Genomic DNA, 17,683 nt, shown 5'->3' on the forward strand with positions numbered 1-17,683 from the left:
GTTACCGCAGTGGCCTTCAGCCCCGACGGCCAAACCCTCGCCTCCGCCAGTAGGGACAACACGGTGAAGTTGTGGAATTTCGATTTGGCAGATCTAATTGAACACAGTTGCACTTGGCTGGAGGACTACAACACCAGCCATCCGGATACTCTAAGCGAGTTGCGAGTGTGCCAGACTCCCGAGCGCTTGAAAGAGGCGGCTCCCTCAGTGGTCGAGCAAGCCGAACAACTCGTACAATCCGGTCGGTTTGAGGAAGCAATTGCCAAATTCGATCGAGCAAAACAGTGGGATCCAAAATTAACTTTCGATTCTCACCAAAAAGCAGCGCCGGCCTTAGTCAAACAAGCGCAAAATTTGGCGCTCCAAGGAAAAAGGCATGAAGCCATTGCCAAATTTAAAGAAGCCCAAAATCTCGACCCTAATCTCGATCTCAATCCTGATACTGAAGAAGTAGAGACAGATGCAGAAATAGTGGCCAATCAATTTGCCAATCAATTTGCTGCTGTGAAAAAACGTGGGGAAGCAACCACGTTAGCCAACGAGGGAAACCTCGACGAAGCCATTGCCACATTTAAAGAAGCCCAAAATCTCGACCCCGATATCGATCTGATTCCGTATACCCAAAAAGTAGAGACAGATGCAGAAATAGTTGCCAAGCGATTCGCGGCTGATAAAAAACATGAAGAAGGAACTAAATTAGTGAAAGAGGGGCAACTCGATAAAGCGATTGCCAAATTTAAAGAAGCACAGAACCTCAATCCGGATATCGATCTAATTTTCGACAACAGTGATGAACAATATAAACAGCTCGAAATAGCTGTTCGCTACTTGGCTACCATTGAAAAATTCAAGGAAGGCGAATCATTAGCAGAAAAGGGAAAAATCGATGAAGCACTTGCCTTGTTTAAAGAAGCTCAAAACCTCGATCCGAATGTAGAACAGGCTAGTTCTTGGAATACCCTTTGTCGTTCTGGTGCGCTCCGAGGTCACGCGGCTGAGGTGCTGTTTGCTTGTGACACAGCAGTCACTTTAGAACCAGAAAATGCTGACTATAAAGATAGTCGCGGTTTGGCGAGAGCGCTGACGGGCAACACCGAAGGGGCTATACAAGATTTCCAAGCATTTCTCGACTCGACCGATGACAACTCAGCACAGTTCTGGCGAAAAGTATGGATTTATTACCTCGAAAACAAGAAAAATCCATTTCCGGAACAGGAGTTACAACGTTTGTTAGATGAATGATTCTTTTCAAATTGCGATGACGATTGTTTCCGGTCTTTTACTTACTTGCAGTTACAATCTGGAGACACCGGGTTTCTTGCTTATCGCTCTTGCATTATGAGGGAAAATCACCCCAAATCTCTTTTAAAAGAGTAACTTTTGGTAAGTTTTCTAGAGGTTTATAGAGCCATCCTAAAATAGTTGGAAATCAAGGTCACTACTCGCATAGGATAACTACAGTATTTTTCTCCCTCGTTCCCCCCTTTCTAAGGGGGGTTAGGGGGGATAAAAACCATACCTCATCAGACACCCGAGTGCTGTATAGTTAATAACTATTTCCAAATTTTCTCAAAAGATAAAACAAAACCGGGTAAAATTTCTTCTCCAGATAAAGTGGCTGGTTTCTCAAAAACTTGTTTATCCTGTCCCGGTCGATAGACCTCGACGCGATGGGTTTCTCGGTCGATTAACCAAGCCAATTTCACCCCATTTTCGATATATTCTTCGAGTTTAGCCTGTAAAGTGCTGAGGCGGTCGGTGGGCGACTTCAACTCCAAGACAAAATCCGGTGCAAGGGGTGGAAATTTCTCTTTTTCTGGCGCTGTCAGTCCTTCCCATCGCTCTAATTTTATCCAGGCCAAATCGGGAGAACGGTTGGCGCCATTGGGCAATTTAAAACAGGTGGAAGAATCGAATAACTTCCCTAATTGGGTTTGGCGGTTCCAAATGCCAAATTCGATTAATAATTCTGCATTGCAATTCCCCGTTTCTCCTCCGGTCGGCGACATGATGAGGATTTCTCCATTGGCGTTGCGTTCAAATTTGAGTTCGGGATTGGCGCGACAAAGTTGATAAAATTGTTCGTCATCAATTGGGGTGATTGAATTTAAATCAATTGTAATTGTATTCATTTTTGTTTTGAGGTGATTTTAAGTTACAGCACTCTGGCGTCTGATAAGGTACAGTGCGGATCCCCCCTAACCCCCCTTAGTAAGGGGGGAATGAGGAAAGTGTCCCTTTTTAAGGTTTAGGGGGAATGAGGAAAGTGTCCCTTTTTAAGGTTTAGGGGGAATGAGGAAAGTCACCCTTTTTAAGGGGGGTTTAGGGAGGACGAGGACAGTCACCCTTTTTAAGGGGGATTTAGGGGGATCTAAATGTCTTGCAGAGCAGAGGAAAATGCTGTATTTCTCTTAGAGATTGTCGATAAAACAAACATTAAAAGTCATGTTTGAGAGTCCTGTAGGGGTTTGGTGACTAAACCCCTAGATTCTTTGATATTTTCTTGATAAAAAGTCTCTTAGATGGCCATCACGAATGTTGTTGTAAAATTGATGAGTTTTAGGAATACGGCAATTCTGTGTCCCTACAGGGATTCCTGACGATCGCTGGATGAAACAACTTAGAGAGGATAGCTATATTTTAAAGCGGTTATTTTCGCCAAGGTAGGAAGCGGTGGAATCACGATCGCCCCGTGACTGAATTACTGGCAGGTCGGGGAGGTGGGTAGGATGTCCGGGGTACGGGGTTCGGGCTGGCTCGAATAGCGACACGAAGGGGACGAGGGGCTATACTCGGATGAGCAGAGGACGATCGCGGAGTAAGCACCGATGCAGGGAGTAGCCAACGCTGTCAGTTTGACGTTTCAACCTCTCCTCGACCCGCCGACAGTGGGGGTAGAGGAACCGGAAAATCTCAAAGCAGCTTTCACGATTTTTCTGCACTTAGTGCAGTTGGAGTTAGAGGATGCGGGGCTGGAGGCGGGGGCGATCGCCCAATATCGCGAACCGTTCCAAAGATTTCTCGATCGCCCGTCGGTCAAAACCACCTTACTCTCGGCCTTCACGCCGCAAAGCTCGACCCTGGAACTCGAAATTTTTCCCCGATCCTGGGCGGACCTGCACTTACCGCCGTTGCCGGATCTGTGGAGTTGGTCCGATCTGGCTCGCGCTTACTTGCAAAAAGTGAAAGCGCTCGCCTACGCCCAATCCGTCTGCCAGCGCCTCGAAAGTCCCGACGCGCAAGACAGTTTAACCCGCGAAACCCTCAAAACCCGCATTTTTGGCGAACGCTGGTTTGACGAAACCTGGCACGAAATCCTCGTGGAAATTGTGGCGATCGCCGATCGCGAACTGGCTGGCGAACTGATCGACTATTTACTCCACCTCGACGGCAAAAACGCCAATTTCCTCAACCTGTTTCTCGCCGCCACCTGCCTCGCCAGTCGCGGCGATCGCGCCGAAATGGCTCCCCTCACCGCCACCGTGCGCGATCGCCTCCGGCAGTTGTGCGATCTGCCTTCGGCGTCCCTACGCGATCGCCGCGACGCCGACCGTCACTTCCCGATCGCCCTCAAAGCCGTCAGCGCGATCGCCAACCTCTCTCCCCAAGATCCCGACACCCTCCACTGGCTGCAAACCCTCGCCCAGTCCGACGCCTACGACTCGATCCGCATGAGCGCCGTAGACGAAATCGCCCGAGGCTGGAACCGCGATCCCGACACCCTCCAGTGGCTCGAAACCCTCGCCAAAACCCCCGGTTCCGACATTACCCGCGCCAGTGCCCTGCGCGGACTGGCCACCTACGCCCCCAAAAATTCGGCCACCGAACCCTTACTCAAAACCCTGATTAAAGACGATCGCGACTGGTTGGTACGCGAAGCCGCCGTCGAAGCCCTCGCCCAACATTATCGAGACGATCGCGACACCTTCTCCCTCCTGCAAACCCTCGCCACGGGCGATCGCGAACCGGACGTGCGCGAAACGGCGGCCCGCGAACTCGCCCACACCTACCCCGATCGCCCCGAAACCCTGTCCGTCCTCCAAACCCTCGCCCGGGAAGATGCCGATTGGCGCGTGCGTCGCAGCATCGTCCGCGAACTGGCCGCCGAATGGCTCAATCGACCGGAAACCGAAGCAAAGGTCGAAACATTACTGCGCGAAATCGCCACCACCGATGTCGATTGGCACGTGCGCCGACGGGCGATCGAGGAGATCGCCCGTATGAGAATCACCCCCGGAGATCGCCTCGACTGGCTCAAACAGCGCGCGATCGCCGAAGACATCTGGCAAGTGCGCGTCAGCGCCGTGCAAGCCGTGGCCGCCCAAGGGTGCGATCGCCCCGACACCGCCCCCTGGCTGGGCGATCGCACCCAAACCGATGCCGATTGGCAGGTGCGCATCGCCGCCGTCGAGCAACTGGTCACCGGATGGTTCGATCGCCCGGAAACCCTCAGCCTCCTGCAACGTACCACCAGCGGCGATCGCTCTTGGCAAGTGCGCGAAGCCGCCCTTCACGAACTCGTCAAAGGGTGGAAAGGCGAAACCGATACCATCGAAACCCTCGAAACTTTGGCCGTCGAAGACCCCAGTTCCGATGTCAAAATGGCCGCCCTCAGCGAACTCGCCACCGGATATTACGGTCGCCCGGAAACCCTCACCTTACTGCAAGAGCGGGTCGAGTCCGATCCCCATTGGGACGTGCGGATCGTGGCGTTGCAAGAACTCGCTGCCGGATGGTTTGACGATTCGGAAACATTTTCACTCCTCAAAAACTGTGCCGGATCCGATGAAAATTGGGCCGTTCGTTTGGCCGCGATTAAAGAACTGTTTCGCGGCTGGATCGAACTGCCAGAAACCATCGCCCTTCTCAAAGAACGGGCCATTAGAGATGAAGATTCCTTCGTCCGTCATGCGGCCCTTCAATATCTCGCCCGAGGCATGACTGACGAGGGTTTATTATTTGAATTTCTGCGCGATCGCGCCACCCAAGACCCGTTTAAATCGCCGGAAGATGGCAAACTCAATCCCCGACAAACTGCTTTAGAATGTTTGTGCGATCGCTATGGCGATCGTCCCGAAACCGTGCAACTTTTGCGCGATCGCCAGACCCAAGATACCGATCCTGCAGTTCGCCAGTTTGCCGAAAAAATTGTAGGAGAGTGGGGATTGTAGATTGTAGATTTTCAGATTTTCTAATTTTCTAATTTTCGATAGAGACTCGTTTCTGGGAAAGCGGGCAAGACACCCGCACCACAAACTTTCTACCCCCTCCCCCCTCTTGACTCCTGCGTCCCACAACCTCCCCCAACTATGGAATTTCTCACGATCGTACTCGCCGGACTGCTCGGCCTCGGTTCTCCCGTCGGCACCGTGTTCGATACCGCAGCCGAGAAAGCCGTTCTTTCCGGCCTTCATTCTGCCGACAATTTGACCGTTCGCATGGACAATTCCCCTAACTACCTTTGGTTTGGGGGCAAGATCGATCGCCTGCGGGTGGCGGGGCGCGGATTGTATCTCACTCCCGACTTGCGGATCGATACATTAGAGTTGGAAACCGATCGCCTCAACGTAGACCTCGATCGCCTGCGCGAAGAAGGAAGCGAATCGTTACCGCTCTTTTTGCGCGAACCCCTTCAAGGGGCCGTGCGTCTGGTCTTGACGGAAGCCGACCTCAATCGCTTTATTCAGTCCCCCGCCTTTCTCGAACAAGTTGGCGTCGTGGGCGAACAAATCGCCGAAGGAACCCCCGCCGAAGCCCAGGGCGATCGCTACGAAGTCGTCAACCCGCGATTGGACTTCCTCGGCAACGATCGCCTCGCCTTCCAAGTAGAAATCCGCGATCGTCGCGATGGGGAAAGTTTGCAGGTTCGGGTCAATTCCGGTTTAGCGGTAATTTCCGGACATCGCCTCGAACTGGTCGAACCCAAGATCTCACTCGGCGATCGCGAATTGCCCCCGAAGGCGATCGAATTGATTGCCAAAGCGGTTAGAGAACGTGCAAACTTGCAACAATATGAAGACCGGGGCTTACTCGCCCGGATTTTGAAATTTTCGATGACCGACGAGGCGATCGAAGTCGCGGGATTTATCAAAATTCAAGATGCCAGTGCACCCGTCTCGCCGTGAGGGCGATCGTCGCTTTTCTGGAAATTCGGGGGAATTGGTTGTAGTTTTGAAAGGGTTGTCATGGCGAGGCATCACCTCGAAAACACCGGGACAATATCGATCTTGCTTTTGTCCCGTTCCGGGTTGACCCGGGGGCAGTCACGGCCTCCAACATCGGCAGGTTTGTAGATTTATTCCTGTTTTTTAGTCGAGGGGATCGCAGATCCGACCGTCGCGATCCTCCTGACTCTTTCGGAGTCGCCGAGCGAACGGGGTTGAGCGCGAGCAACCGAGGGGGACGGCGCGCCCAACCTTATCCGGTTCGGGTTTCGCCCCGCGATCGCCCGATTGAGATCGACTATTCTCGAATCCAAAAGGAGACATTGATATCATGCAAAACCAACCAAACACGCGCCGCATTCCCGTCGGGATTGTCGCCCTCGGTGCCACTGTCGCGATCGCGGCAGGGGGTGCTACGGCTTGGTGGGTTCTCAAATCGCAACCCTCTGCAACCCCCGACCCCAGTCCCACCGCCACCGTCGCACCGCAAACCGAGACCCCCGCGACCCTAACGACTGAAGCGCAAAAGGTAGAAATTTATTTGCTCAAAGATACGGGAACCGAGTTTCAGCTCGAATCGACCCCGGTTTCCGTAGAAGCCTCTGCCGAACCCGACGCCTTGTTGAGAGCCGCTTTCGAGCGTTTATTTTCTCAATCCGGTGAAGTTCGAGGGTTCAGCGCCATCCCGCCGGAAACGAAGTTACTCGGCATTAGCGTTAAAGACAACGGAGTCTTCGTCGATTTGTCTGCTGAATTTACCAGTGGGGGCGGCAGTAGTTCGATGATGGGTCGCTTGGGACAAATTGTTTACACGGCCACCAGTTTAAATCCCAATGCTCCCGTGTGGATTTCTGTCGGCGGAGAACCCTTAGAACTGCTCGGCGGTGAAGGATTGGAAATTCCCCAACCGATCACCCGGGAGATTTTCGATCGAGAGTTTTCGCTTTGACGTCCTCCCCGCTCTCAAGAGACGGGGATTCTCAACATCACTATTTTTTCTCTTTCGACAAGTCGGCTTATCTGTTTGGGTTTCCCCATCCAGACAGAGGCCAATCTCTCCAGAGACGTTACTTTTTGCTCGTGAAACTTAAGGCTCGGAATTGACGGGCTTGTTCTTCGATGCGGGCGGCGAGGCGATCGCACACCAAATTACACAGGTCAAAAATCAGGGGATCCTCGACGCGGTAGTAAGCAGAAGTGCCTTCACTCCGACGGCTGAGGATCCCCGCTTGCAACATCACTTTGAGGTGTTTGGAGACATTCGCCTGACTGGTATCGGTCGCTTCGACGAGTTCTTGAACGCATTTTTCACCGTCACGTAAGAGATTTAAGAGCTTTAAGCGCATCGGCTCGCTCAAGATACTAAAGTAGTCCGCAACGTACTGTACGACTTCTTGGGGAACAGGTTGCGCGATTTTCATGGGAAATTAACCTGAAATGACCGATCTAACTATCTTAACAGTTAAAAGGTTTATGACAATAGAGTGATTAAAGCAAAACCTTGTCGGGCAGGGGCGATCGCCTAGGGTCTCCAAAGGAGAATCGCCTCTCGTCCGAATCGAGCCCGTACCGAGAAGCGAACGACAAGTGGCACCGGGCGATCGCCTCCCCAGACGAAACCCCCGAGCCTCAAGGGTTATCCCCCCATCCCCGGGCGACACCACGTTTAGCCCTCGGGATTGACCCGCATCAACACTTGACCGTATTCGACGGATTCTCCGTTTTCGACTAAGATTTCCATCACCTGTCCGGAGACCTCCGCTTCCAGTTCGTTCATCAGTTTCATCGCCTCGATAATACAGACGCTTTGACCGACACTGATGCGATCGCCCACCGACACAAACGGCGGTTCGTCCGGTGCGGGGGCGCGATAAAACGTACCCACCATCGGCGAAGCAATCTCCACCCACTGGCGATCGTTCGGCGTCGGCGGTGGCGAAGCGGGAGTCGGCGACGGAGTGGGCGCAGGGGTGGCGGGAGTCGCGGGGGCGGGCGCGACGGGAGCGCTCGGCGTGCCTTCACCCGTCGCCAATCCCGAGACCTCCACCGCCGGAGTGGGTGCCCCCGAAGCGGCAACCGTTCCCCCGAGGGGGCCTTTACGCACGGTCAGCTCAAAATCATCACTTTTTAAAATCAGTTCGGAAATATCGGTCCGATCGACCGTTGCGAGCAGTTCGCACAGTTGACTGAAGTCAAATACCACAGTGTTTTCGATCCCGTTAAATCAGCATGAAAGCAAACCCAGCAGATCGCTCGGCTGCTTTAAAATATCTTTCTCGGTTGGCGCCGAGAAAGATCGCGCAGTGCTTGAGAAATTCAAAGCCCCGTCGTCGAGCGCGTCTGGGAGTAATGCACTCCCGACTCGTCACCATGAGGGGCTGTTGAAGTGGAGAGCTGGCGCTTCGGTTTATTCGCGACCTAGATAAGTGTCGTTGCGAGTATCGATTTTGATGCGTTCTCCAATCGAAATAAACAGGGGAACCATCACCTGGGCGCCTGTTTCGACGATCGCGGGTTTGTTCCCGCCAGTCGCTGTATCGCCTTTAACTCCGGGTTCGGTTTCGGTCACTTCCAAAACGACCGAATTCGGAAGTTCGACTTCCAGCACCTGGCTTTCCCAACGGACGACATTGACGTCCATCCCTTCCTTGAGATACTTCACGCGATCGCCGATTTGCTCGGTTTGCAGGCGTGTTTCCTCAAACGTTTCCATATCCATAAAGACGAACTGATCCGCATCTTTATAGGTATATTGCATCGTGCGCTTTTCTAGCGTCGCTTGAGGAACGGTTTCCCCAGCTCGGAACGTGCGCTCGACAACGCTCCCGCTTTGCACATTTTTGAGTTTCGTGCGCACGAAAGCAGAACCTTTTCCGGGTTTGACGTGAAGGAATTCAACTACCCGCCAGACCGCACCATCTAATTCAATCGTGACCCCAGTGCGAAAGTCATTACTCGAAATCATCTATCTTTCTCGGGCAGAACAATCGGCATCTAATTGTACCGCGAGGGAGGTCTTCTCCTTCCATTCAAAATCGATCCCGACCGATTCGACGAGTCGCGATCGCGCGATCGCCCCTCCCATCAACCCCTTGCGCTCCTCTAATTGTCCGCAAAAACCCACGAGATCCCACGGTTTCTCCCTCGGCGCGTCCAAGAAACCCACCCCTCTATATGGCAAGATAATTTCATGCCGTGTCAAGGAGTCAGGGATAAATCAATGCTTCTTTGGAGCAAAAAAATAAAAAATTTACTACGGACTGGGCTGAAAACCTCAGTCGTACTCCTGCTGATGGTCAGCCTCTCCCTCGGACTGAGTTCGGCATGGTGGGACTTATCCGGAGGCGACTCCGGACGCACCAGCCGCCTCGCTCAAGGAGATGCGATCACCGATGCGAAAGCGCTCTTGCGCTACGCCTTACCCATCGATAACGATACGATCCGCGACATTCAACAAAACCTCGAAGATATTTCCTATCAACTGCGCGGCAAACGTTGGGGGCCGATTTCCTCCGATCTCCGTCGGATCTCGATGGCCCTCGATACCCGCGCCTCGGATATCCTCGACAGCATTCCCGAAGACCGACAAGCTCAAGCAAAACCCCTGGTCGAACAACTCCGTCAGGGACTCGGCGACCTCGAAGCGGCTGTCGAAGTTAAAGATCGACCCGCTACTCAGGAAGCACGCGATCGCCTCCTCGCCTCTGTCGGTCAACTCGAACAGATGATGGTCACCGGGTTTCCTTTTGAAGTTCCCGAAGAATACGCCCATCTTCCCCAACTTAAAGGTCGCGCCACCGTGGCGATCGAAACTGATAAAGGTCCGATTACCGTCGTCGTTGACGGCTACAGTGCCCCCGTTACCGCCGGAAACTTTATCGATCTCGTCCAACGCGGCTTTTACGACGGTCTCGAATTTATTCGCTCGGAAGGCAACTACGTCCTGCAAACGGGCGATCCCCCCGGTCCCGACGAGGGCTTTATCGATCCCAAAACGGGTGAATATCGCAATATTCCTTTAGAAATTTTAGTCCGAGGTGACGACCAACCCACCTACGGCATCACTTTAGAACAAGCAGGTCGCTATCAAGAGAATCCCGTCTTACCTTTCTCGGCTTATGGCGCCGTCGCAATGGCCCGACCGGAAATCGATCCCGATGGCGGTTCTTCCCAATTCTTCTTCTTCTTGTTCGATCGCGAACTCACTCCTCCAGGCTTCAACCTTTTGGACGGTCGTTATTCCGTTTTCGGTTATGTCGTCGAAGGTGAAGACATTTTAGAAGAACTCAAGCAAGGAAATAAAATTATTTCAGCTAAAACGATCGAAGGATCTGAAAACTTGGTCGAACCCTAAGCGCATTTCTTTCTAACTTCGTTTAACTCTAAAAGGTCTGGGCCAGTCTTCGGTCTAGACCTTTTGGTATTTTAGATTTTAGATTTTAGATTTTAGAGATGAAATCGGCGATCGCGCTCCCAACTTGGGGTAGGTAAAAATCTTGAAATATAGGGGGTTATAGGGGGTTATAAGGGGTTTACATTTAGGGTCGGGATGTTCGAGTCATCTCCCACGGGTGGAGCTAGCTTCCTGAGCTATCGCCCAACTCCCGCAGCCATCCAGGCAGACTGACTGAAGTTAAGTTAAACTGAAAATAAAAGCGAAAGCACGATCGCCCCACAGATTGTCAACAATAGATCCTCGTTTTCAACATTTCGCGATCGAAGCGAACGAACACTAAAATAATCTTAAAAATTATGGCCATTATTCAATTATTTTTCTTCGTAATTTTCGCATCTATTCTATTTTTCATCGTCAGCGCGCTCCTGCGCGCCAATGAAAATCAACGGCGATTGGAAAAAGCATTTTACCATCTACTAGAAAGAGAGAAATGTAGAATTTCTACTATTCAATTGTCCGTCGTCGCTCAAGTGGATGCCGACATCGCCAAACCGTATTTAGAACGGCAAGCAAAAGCATTTGGAGCCACCTTAGAAGTCGATGTCGATGGGGATCCGTTCTATCGCTTTCCTAAATTGCGTCCGTCGGATTCGGCGTTGGAATAAAGAAAGATCGAAATCAAGGTTGAAAATAACAACAGCAAGGGTGAGTTTGATGGCGAATGACGATCGCAGCGTCCGGCGAGTGCGCGATCTCGGCGAACAAGGAATTTTACAGTGTTTGTATCAATTTTGTCCGGCGGATTTAGTCGGTGACGATGCGGCGACGATCGCCCTGACCCCAGACTTGGGCGATTCCCTCGTGGTCACCACCGACGTACTCGTCGATGGGGTTCATTTCAGCGATCGCACCACTTCCCCAGAAGATGCGGGATGGCGCGCCGTCGCCGCCAACTTATCCGATTTAGCGGCAATGGGAGCCACTCCGATCGCGATTACCGTCGGTCTCGCCCTCACGGGAGAAACCCGTCTGTGCTGGGTTGAAGGACTGTATCGGGGGATGGTCGCTTGTCTCGATCGCTATCGAACCGCGATCGCCGGAGGGGATGTCTGTCGTTCCTCGGTCAATACGGTCTCGATTACGGCGTTCGGTCGAGCTGATGGCGCACGGATCTGGCGGCGGGACGCGGCCCGTCCCGGGGATGCGATCGTAGTGACGGGGTGGCACGGCGCCTCGCGGGCGGGTTTGGAACTGCTCCTCGATCCCGACCGGGGAAAGGCTTTGAGTGCGGAAGATCGCGCCGATTTGATTCGAGCGCACCAGCGACCGAAACCGCGTCTCGACGTTCGGGAAGCTTTACGGGCGGCGATCGCCGAAAACCAGCACGACAGCCAGACCCGGAGTTATGCGGCGATGGATACCAGCGACGGGTTAGCCGATGCGATCGTGCAAATTGCGCGAGCGAGTGGCGCGGGCGCCCGCTTGGAGCGATCGCAACTGCCCCAACCCGACAGTCTCAGCCAACTGGCGGCTCCGGAACAGGCACTCAACTGGGTACTTTACGGTGGCGAAGACTTCGAGCTCGTCCTTTGTCTGCCCCCGGCGATCGCGCGATCGCTCCTCTCTCGTCTCGATGCCGAAGCGCGAATCGTCGGTGAAGTCACTCGGGAGCCTGGGGTTTACTTAACGAGGATCCCTGGAAGCTGTCGCGAACAAGAACTGACCCTCAAGAGAGGATTCCAACATTTTTAGCTCTGAAAATTGCAACATCGATCGAAATTGCAACAGCCAGAATTTCAACGAAAAAGCGAGTGACGAACCTTGAAGATTCTTGCAAATCACTCAAAGTTCAACACTCACTTTTCAAAAAAGATTATAGCTTTAAGCGCTCCACTTTTGAGCCACTAATTCGGCCAAGTCAACCACCCGTTGGCTGTAACCCCATTCGTTATCGTACCAAGCCACAACTTTGACCAGATCGCCATCCATGACCATCGTCAAGCTGGAATCGACGATCGAAGACGCATCGTGTCCCCGGTAGTCCGAAGAGACCAACGGTTCGTCGCTGTATTCCAAAATTCCGTTGAGCGAACCGTTCGCCGCTTCGTGCAGGACTTCGTTGACCTGCTCGGCAAAGGTCTTTTTCTCAACTTGAGCGACGAAATCGACCACGGAAACATTGGGGGTAGGAACGCGCATGGCAATCCCATTGAGTTTGCCCGCCATATCTGGAATCACGAGAGAGACGGCTTTAGCGGCTCCCGTGGAGGTCGGAACGATGTTGATCGCGGCAGCACGAGCGCGTCGCACGTCGCGGTGGCTGGCATCGAGCAAGCGTTGGTCGCCCGTGTAACTGTGGGTGGTGGTCATCGTCCCTTTGATGATGCCAAAGTTGTCATGAATGACTTTAACCACCGGAGCCAAACAGTTCGTCGTACAGCTTGCATTACTGACGACGTTGAAATCTTCGTGCTTGTAATTGGCGTGGTTGACTCCCATGACAAAGGTGCCAATTTTACCCCCTTTACCGGGAGCTGTAATCAGAACTTTTTTGGCGCCTGCCTCTAAGTGTTTGGAGGCTCCCTCTTCGGTAACAAAAACGCCAGTCGATTCGATCACCAAATCAACTCCCCAGTCAGCCCAGGGCAAGTTTAATGGATTGCGATCGGAAACGCATTTAATCGTCTTGCCGTTTACGGTGATGGAATTTTCATCGGCACTGATTTCAGCATCCAATTTCCCCAGCATCGAATCGTATTTCAAAAGATGGGCGTTCGTTCTGGGGTCAGAGGTATCGTTCACTCCAACTATTTCTAGTTGACTGTTGGTTCTGGTTAGCCAGCAGCGCATGAAGTTGCGTCCGATGCGTCCAAAACCGTTGATCGCTACTCTAATCACTGCGTCTTGCCCCTTTGTCTACTTAAAAATGCCTATTGTTGAACCCGATCATATCGCAAAGGCTGTACGATTCGATACTCGTTTCCAAGGGTTGGCTCATATTCAGGGTTGGACCGTCGGAGTGTGGTGGTTCGACGGCGATCGCTCAATGGCGGTAGAGATTCTGGCTTTCAATATAGATTCTAACGGCGTCGGCCAGACTCTCGCACGGCCAATTCCCTTGGCGCCGCGATCGACGAATTGCAGTGGATGAAACGGCAATTCCGGGTAAGTCTAAAATTTGCCAGTGAAGGGTCAGACCGAGGCGGCTAAATTCGGCGGCCACCCGTTCGGCGAGATCGGTGGTGGGATCGGGGAAATTCTCCGCACGATCGCGGACGAGAGGGCGCGGTGCGACCAACCAGCGACAGGCATCGACGAGGTCTCGGGCGCGGTACCATTTGGGCAATTTGGCAAAAGCATCGGCGCCGAGAATCCAACTCCACCGGGTATCCGGATAGGTTCGGCAGAGGGTGAGAAAGGTGTTAATGGCATAAGAGTGGGAAGCACTCGACCCATTCGGATCGCAAAATAGAGCAAATTCAGGACGATCGGCGATCGCCAATTCGACCATCTTGCAACGATGTTCGTAAGCCGACGGCGAGACTTTGAGCGGATGGGGCGGACGGCGATCGGGTAACCATAGAACTACATCGAGTTGAGCTTGCGTCAATGCCGCCTCGGCCACGATCGCGTGACCCCGATGGACGGGATCGAAGGTGCCGCCGAAAATACCTATTTTTTGCATCGATACGCTGCCGTGCAAGAGAGGGCAATGAGTTGTTTTCCAACAAATTCTCCCGATTTGTGGCGATCGCGATTGAAGGCGGTACGAGAGTTTAAACAATCCCTCTACGTTTCGATTGTCCGCCTCCCTTGTTTCCGGGATTTAGCGTTCTTACCCGTCGCTGATTTTTGGCGATCGAACTGCCCTCTGGCGGGTATAGTGTTGTCAAAAAGCCATCTCGGGCGGACTAATTTCAGATCCTCTAGGGACGGTCGTTCGGACAGTCGGGGAGAAGTTGATTTTTGGGGTTACTCTTGTGTTGGTGGCCGCGATTTTTGCCGATCGTTTGCCTGCCAACCCATTCGTTTTTTACCAGGGCTTTCGACGGAACAGGGAGCGCCTCCCAAAAGGGACGACTCTACAGCTAAAAATTCAAGTCCAAGTTGCCTTACTGGACAATTGGGTAGCGATCGCGTTAAAAAATGTCCACAGATAGAAAAAATGTCAGGAATTGACCGTGACAGCCATGTATTTGACTTTACAATCTCCAGAAAGCTCTGGAGCGCTCGCAAGGGATTTGGCCTTCGAGTGTATCGTGAAAAAACAATTCTTGATATGATATCGCGTGTTATTGGCGTGGTGTGGTGTGTAAGGAGCTAAGATGCCGAGTTCTGTTGATTTTAGCGGTAGACCTTTCCATTTCATTGGAATTGGTGGCATAGGAATGTCAGCCCTCGCCTATATTTTAGCGAAGCGTCAGGTTCCTGTATATGGCTCGGACTTGCGATCGAGTCATATCACCCAGCGCTTGCAAGACAATGGCGCTCATATTTTTTGGCGACAAGATGCAAGCAATTTATTATTCTTCGAGAAACTGAATGGAGAACGCCCGGAACCCGCACGGGTCAACGGAGGGGGCATTCCGGGTAACCGTGCGCGTCAACGCTCCACCCCACAACCCGTCAACGGTCAGTCCCCGTCTAACTCGGCTTCTTTGCTGCCACAAGTTGTCTGTTCGACCGCCATTGACGCCAACAACAGCGAATATCGAGCCGCTTTAGATTTAGGCTGTCCGATTTTCCATCGCTCTGACTTGTTAGCTGCTCTGATCGACGATTACGACAGCATTGCCGTTGCTGGAACCCACGGCAAAACGACGACGAGTTCGCTCATCGGTCACCTGCTCCTGCAATGCGGACTCGATCCGACGATTGTGGTCGGGGGTGAAGTGAAAACGTGGGAAGGGAATGCTCGCTTGGGACACAGCCCGTATTTAGTGGCCGAAGCCGACGAATCGGACGGTTCGTTGGCCAAGTTGTCGGCGAAATTCGGGATCGTCACTAATATCGAACTCGACCATCCCGACCACTATCAAAGTCTCGATCAAGTGGTCGAGATTTTTAAAGTGTTTAAAACGCGCTGTGAGGTTTCGATCGGTTGTATCGATTGTCCGACGGTTCGCGAACAGCTCCAACCGTCAGTGAGTTACAGCCTCAATTTGGATTTGGGCGCGGATTACACTGTCGATTGTATCGCTTATCGAGCCGACGGAACTACCGCTCGGGTTTGGGAACGAGGTGAAATTCTCGGCCAGCTTTCCTTACCGTTGTTGGGACACCATAACTTGAGTAATGCGTTGGCGGCGGTAGCGCTCGGACGTTTGTTAGGATTGGAGTTTTCTCAGATTGCGGCGGCGATCGCGACGTTTGCCGGAGCCGCTCGTCGTTTCGAGTTGAAAGGCGAATATAACAGCATTCAGTTCGTAGACGACTACGCGCACCACCCCAGCGAAATCCGCGCTACACTCAATGCGGCTAAACTGCAGACCAAAAGTTTGTCCTCGGGCGATCGCCAACGCACGGTTGCCGTGTTTCAACCTCACCGTTACAGTCGCACCCAGAAATTCTTATCGGAATTTGCCACCGCGTTTGGCGATGCCGATTTGGTCGTGGTTACTGATATTTACAGTGCGGGGGAAGCCAAAATTGAAGGGATCGATGGGGTAACAATTGCCGAGGCGATCGCCAAATACCATCCTGGGGTGCATTATCAAGAAAACCTCGATGCAGTTCGTCAGTTTTTGTGTGAAATCTTACTTCCTGGAGATTTGGTCTTGTTTCTGGGAGCGGGGAATCTCAACCAGATCGTGCCGGAGGTCATGGCATTCTACCAAGAGACGGAGCGAGAAGGTTTGCAAGCTACGCGCCATCGCGCCTAAATTGGAAGCGAACGGACGAGGGAAGTTCTTCAGCGTTCAAAACCCCTGTTTGAGCCAATTTTCGGCATAGGTTTACCAGCATAAAAGCACCATTACTATCATGACACTTTCCCACGAGCAGCTTAGCGCCGTCCCGAGAGCCGAGGCGGTCGTCTCCCCCAAGCCCGAGAATTTTCAGCGAGAAACTCAACGCTCCCCTTACACGATCCCACTTGAAAGTGGCAATTGTGAGATAAAGGCAAATGTTTCTTTGGCAAGTTATACTTCATTTCGCGTAGGCGGTCCGGCAGAGTGGTTTGTCACTCCCAGATCCCTCGACGATATCAAAGCCAGTTTTTCTTGGGCTCGGGAGCGAGGGCTACCCATCACCCTCTTGGGGGCGGGGTCTAACTTGCTCGTCAGCGATCGCGGCCTGTCGGGTCTGACGATCGCCACTCGCCATTTAAGAAAAACTCACTTCGATCCGGAAAACGGGCGCGTGCGGGTCGCCGCAGGCCAATCCCTAGCCCGCTTGGCATGGCAAGCGGCCCAACTCGGTTGGGAAGGGTTCGAGTGGGCGGTCGGTATTCCCGGCACCGTCGGCGGCGCCGTGGTCATGAATGCCGGAGCGCACGGCAGTTGTTGCGCCAACGTCCTCGTCAACGCCCACGTCATGGATCCCCAGGGCAACGTCCGCGTGCTGACCCCGGATCGACTCGGTTATGCTTATCGAACCTCGATCCTCCAAGGGAGCGATTTGCTCGTGGTCGAAGCGACCTTCGCCCTCAATCCCGGCGCCGATCCGGAAAAAGTCCTGGCCACGACCGGGGAACAACTCCAACTTCGCAAATCCACCCAGCCTTACCACTTGCCCAGTTGTGGCAGCGTCTTCCGCAATCCCCAGGGGTCTCCCGGGGCCGGGTGGCTGATCGAACAAAGCGGACTCAAAGGCTATCAAGTCGGTCAAGCCCAAGTTGCCGAACGCCATGCCAATTTTATTCTCAACTGTGGGGGGGCGACGGCGAGCCAAATTTTTGAGCTGATCCGTCACGTTCAAACCCAAGTATCCCAACATTGGTCCTTGGATTTAGAACCGGAAGTTCGCATTCTCGGCGAATTCTAACGATCGCCCGCCCGGCAATCCCCCCCGGGGGTCGGGGTCGCTTCGGGGGACGACGGCGCGATCGAGTTGGATCGAAAATACCGATCGCGCTACACTGAGGGACAACTTCAACATCAGAAAAGCGATCGTCGCTGTTCAC

Annotated in this window: 16 protein-coding genes and 1 pseudogene; 9 read left to right on the plus strand and 8 right to left on the minus strand. The window is 52.9% G+C overall.

The genetic code is table 11. The features are described from left to right. A pseudogene (locus tag JJD41_RS23195) lies at window positions 1-1,242 on the plus strand (hypothetical protein); the annotation flags it as partial. Between the two features lie 311 nt (window positions 1,243-1,553). On the opposite strand, the gene JJD41_RS23200 reads toward JJD41_RS23195, so the two are convergent. Beyond that, the gene (locus tag JJD41_RS23200; protein WP_200669991.1) at window positions 1,554-2,132 is read right to left on the minus strand and encodes a Uma2 family endonuclease; all 579 of its coding nucleotides are present in this window, start codon (window positions 2,130-2,132) and stop codon (window positions 1,554-1,556) included. 696 nt (window positions 2,133-2,828) lie between these two features. On the opposite strand from JJD41_RS23200, the gene JJD41_RS23205 reads away from it, so the two are divergent. The 3 genes from JJD41_RS23205 to JJD41_RS23215 all read left to right on the plus strand — a co-directional run bounded on the left by JJD41_RS23205 (window position 2,829) and on the right by JJD41_RS23215 (window position 7,113). Then, the gene (locus tag JJD41_RS23205) at window positions 2,829-5,171 is read left to right on the plus strand and encodes a HEAT repeat domain-containing protein (protein ID WP_200669993.1); all 2,343 of its coding nucleotides are present in this window, start codon (window positions 2,829-2,831) and stop codon (window positions 5,169-5,171) included. A gap of 138 nt (window positions 5,172-5,309) precedes the next feature. Continuing rightward, complete coding sequence (locus tag JJD41_RS23210) at window positions 5,310-6,125, plus strand: LmeA family phospholipid-binding protein (RefSeq protein WP_200669995.1); 816 nt, start codon at window positions 5,310-5,312, stop codon at window positions 6,123-6,125. 370 nt (window positions 6,126-6,495) lie between these two features. Next, a complete protein-coding gene (locus JJD41_RS23215; RefSeq protein WP_200669997.1) occupies window positions 6,496-7,113 on the plus strand; it encodes a GerMN domain-containing protein in 618 nt (205 codons plus the stop codon). A gap of 118 nt (window positions 7,114-7,231) precedes the next feature. Here the strand turns inward: JJD41_RS23215 and JJD41_RS23220 are convergent, their stop codons facing one another. The 4 genes from JJD41_RS23220 to JJD41_RS23235 form a co-directional block, all read right to left on the minus strand. Beyond that, window positions 7,232-7,585, minus strand: a complete 354-nt coding sequence (locus JJD41_RS23220; RefSeq protein ID WP_168571143.1) for an ArsR/SmtB family transcription factor — start codon at window positions 7,583-7,585, stop codon at window positions 7,232-7,234. Between the two features lie 245 nt (window positions 7,586-7,830). After that, the gene (accB, locus tag JJD41_RS23225) at window positions 7,831-8,367 is read right to left on the minus strand and encodes an acetyl-CoA carboxylase biotin carboxyl carrier protein (RefSeq protein WP_200669999.1); all 537 of its coding nucleotides are present in this window, start codon (window positions 8,365-8,367) and stop codon (window positions 7,831-7,833) included. Between the two features lie 204 nt (window positions 8,368-8,571). Next, the gene (efp, locus tag JJD41_RS23230) at window positions 8,572-9,129 is read right to left on the minus strand and encodes an elongation factor P (protein WP_168571139.1); all 558 of its coding nucleotides are present in this window, start codon (window positions 9,127-9,129) and stop codon (window positions 8,572-8,574) included. Next, a complete protein-coding gene (locus JJD41_RS23235; RefSeq protein ID WP_234489081.1) occupies window positions 9,130-9,345 on the minus strand; it encodes a hypothetical protein in 216 nt (71 codons plus the stop codon). Between the two features lie 39 nt (window positions 9,346-9,384). Between JJD41_RS23235 and JJD41_RS23240 the strand changes: the two genes are divergently transcribed. The 3 genes from JJD41_RS23240 (at window position 9,385) to thiL (ending at window position 12,312) form a co-directional block, all read left to right on the plus strand. Next, entirely contained in the window at window positions 9,385-10,518 is a 1,134-nt protein-coding gene (locus JJD41_RS23240; protein WP_200670015.1) for a peptidylprolyl isomerase, read from the plus strand. A gap of 398 nt (window positions 10,519-10,916) precedes the next feature. Further along, the gene (locus tag JJD41_RS23245) at window positions 10,917-11,225 is read left to right on the plus strand and encodes a hypothetical protein (protein WP_200670017.1); all 309 of its coding nucleotides are present in this window, start codon (window positions 10,917-10,919) and stop codon (window positions 11,223-11,225) included. Window positions 11,226-11,274: 49 nt separating this feature from the next. After that, entirely contained in the window at window positions 11,275-12,312 is a 1,038-nt protein-coding gene (gene thiL, locus JJD41_RS23250; protein ID WP_200670289.1) for a thiamine-phosphate kinase, read from the plus strand. Window positions 12,313-12,441: 129 nt separating this feature from the next. Here thiL and JJD41_RS23255 read toward each other — a convergent pair whose 3' ends face one another. Together JJD41_RS23255 and nadD are read right to left on the minus strand one after the other, a co-directional pair. Then, on the minus strand, window positions 12,442-13,458 hold the full coding sequence (locus JJD41_RS23255; RefSeq protein ID WP_200670025.1) for a type I glyceraldehyde-3-phosphate dehydrogenase: 1,017 nt from the start codon (window positions 13,456-13,458) through the stop codon (window positions 12,442-12,444). A 145-nt stretch (window positions 13,459-13,603) separates the two neighbouring features. After that, a complete protein-coding gene (gene nadD, locus JJD41_RS23260) occupies window positions 13,604-14,245 on the minus strand; it encodes a nicotinate (nicotinamide) nucleotide adenylyltransferase (RefSeq protein WP_200670027.1) in 642 nt (213 codons plus the stop codon). Window positions 14,246-14,885: 640 nt separating this feature from the next. Between nadD and murC the strand changes: the two genes are divergently transcribed. Continuing rightward, window positions 14,886-16,442, plus strand: a complete 1,557-nt coding sequence (gene murC / locus JJD41_RS23265; protein ID WP_200670029.1) for a UDP-N-acetylmuramate--L-alanine ligase — start codon at window positions 14,886-14,888, stop codon at window positions 16,440-16,442. Between the two features lie 100 nt (window positions 16,443-16,542). After that, window positions 16,543-17,544: a UDP-N-acetylmuramate dehydrogenase gene (gene murB / locus JJD41_RS23270; RefSeq protein ID WP_200670031.1), complete on the plus strand. Its 1,002-nt coding sequence runs from the start codon at window positions 16,543-16,545 to the stop codon at window positions 17,542-17,544. Here murB and JJD41_RS23275 read toward each other — a convergent pair. Then, window positions 17,509-17,658, minus strand: coding sequence for a hypothetical protein (locus tag JJD41_RS23275; protein WP_200670033.1), 150 nt, complete (start codon window positions 17,656-17,658; stop codon window positions 17,509-17,511). The two genes, murB and JJD41_RS23275, sit on opposite strands and share 36 nt — an antisense overlap. Between the last annotated feature and the right edge of the window lie 25 nt (window positions 17,659-17,683).

Origin of the sequence: Oxynema mangrovii CENA135 (assembly GCF_016632315.1) — a bacterium.
Taxonomy (GTDB): domain Bacteria; phylum Cyanobacteriota; class Cyanobacteriia; order Cyanobacteriales; family Laspinemataceae; genus Oxynema; species Oxynema aestuarii.

Bases quoted from the DNA above. Each gene is read 5' to 3' on its own strand.
- thiL (WP_200670289.1), top strand. From the start codon at position 11,275: ATGGCGAATGACGATCGCAGCGTCCGGCGAGTGCGCGATCTCGGCGAA.
- JJD41_RS23215 (WP_200669997.1), top strand. From the start codon at position 6,496: ATGCAAAACCAACCAAACACGCGCCGCATTCCCGTCGGGATTGTCGCC.
- nadD (WP_200670027.1), bottom strand. From the start codon at position 14,245: ATGCAAAAAATAGGTATTTTCGGCGGCACCTTCGATCCCGTCCATCGG.
- JJD41_RS23200 (WP_200669991.1), bottom strand. From the start codon at position 2,132: ATGAATACAATTACAATTGATTTAAATTCAATCACCCCAATTGATGAC.
- murB (WP_200670031.1), top strand. From the start codon at position 16,543: ATGACACTTTCCCACGAGCAGCTTAGCGCCGTCCCGAGAGCCGAGGCG.
- JJD41_RS23240 (WP_200670015.1), top strand. From the start codon at position 9,385: ATGCTTCTTTGGAGCAAAAAAATAAAAAATTTACTACGGACTGGGCTG.
- JJD41_RS23205 (WP_200669993.1), top strand. From the start codon at position 2,829: ATGCAGGGAGTAGCCAACGCTGTCAGTTTGACGTTTCAACCTCTCCTC.
- JJD41_RS23245 (WP_200670017.1), top strand. From the start codon at position 10,917: ATGGCCATTATTCAATTATTTTTCTTCGTAATTTTCGCATCTATTCTA.
- JJD41_RS23220 (WP_168571143.1), bottom strand. From the start codon at position 7,585: ATGAAAATCGCGCAACCTGTTCCCCAAGAAGTCGTACAGTACGTTGCG.
- JJD41_RS23275 (WP_200670033.1), bottom strand. From the start codon at position 17,658: ATGTTGAAGTTGTCCCTCAGTGTAGCGCGATCGGTATTTTCGATCCAA.
- JJD41_RS23210 (WP_200669995.1), top strand. From the start codon at position 5,310: ATGGAATTTCTCACGATCGTACTCGCCGGACTGCTCGGCCTCGGTTCT.
- murC (WP_200670029.1), top strand. From the start codon at position 14,886: ATGCCGAGTTCTGTTGATTTTAGCGGTAGACCTTTCCATTTCATTGGA.
- efp (WP_168571139.1), bottom strand. From the start codon at position 9,129: ATGATTTCGAGTAATGACTTTCGCACTGGGGTCACGATTGAATTAGAT.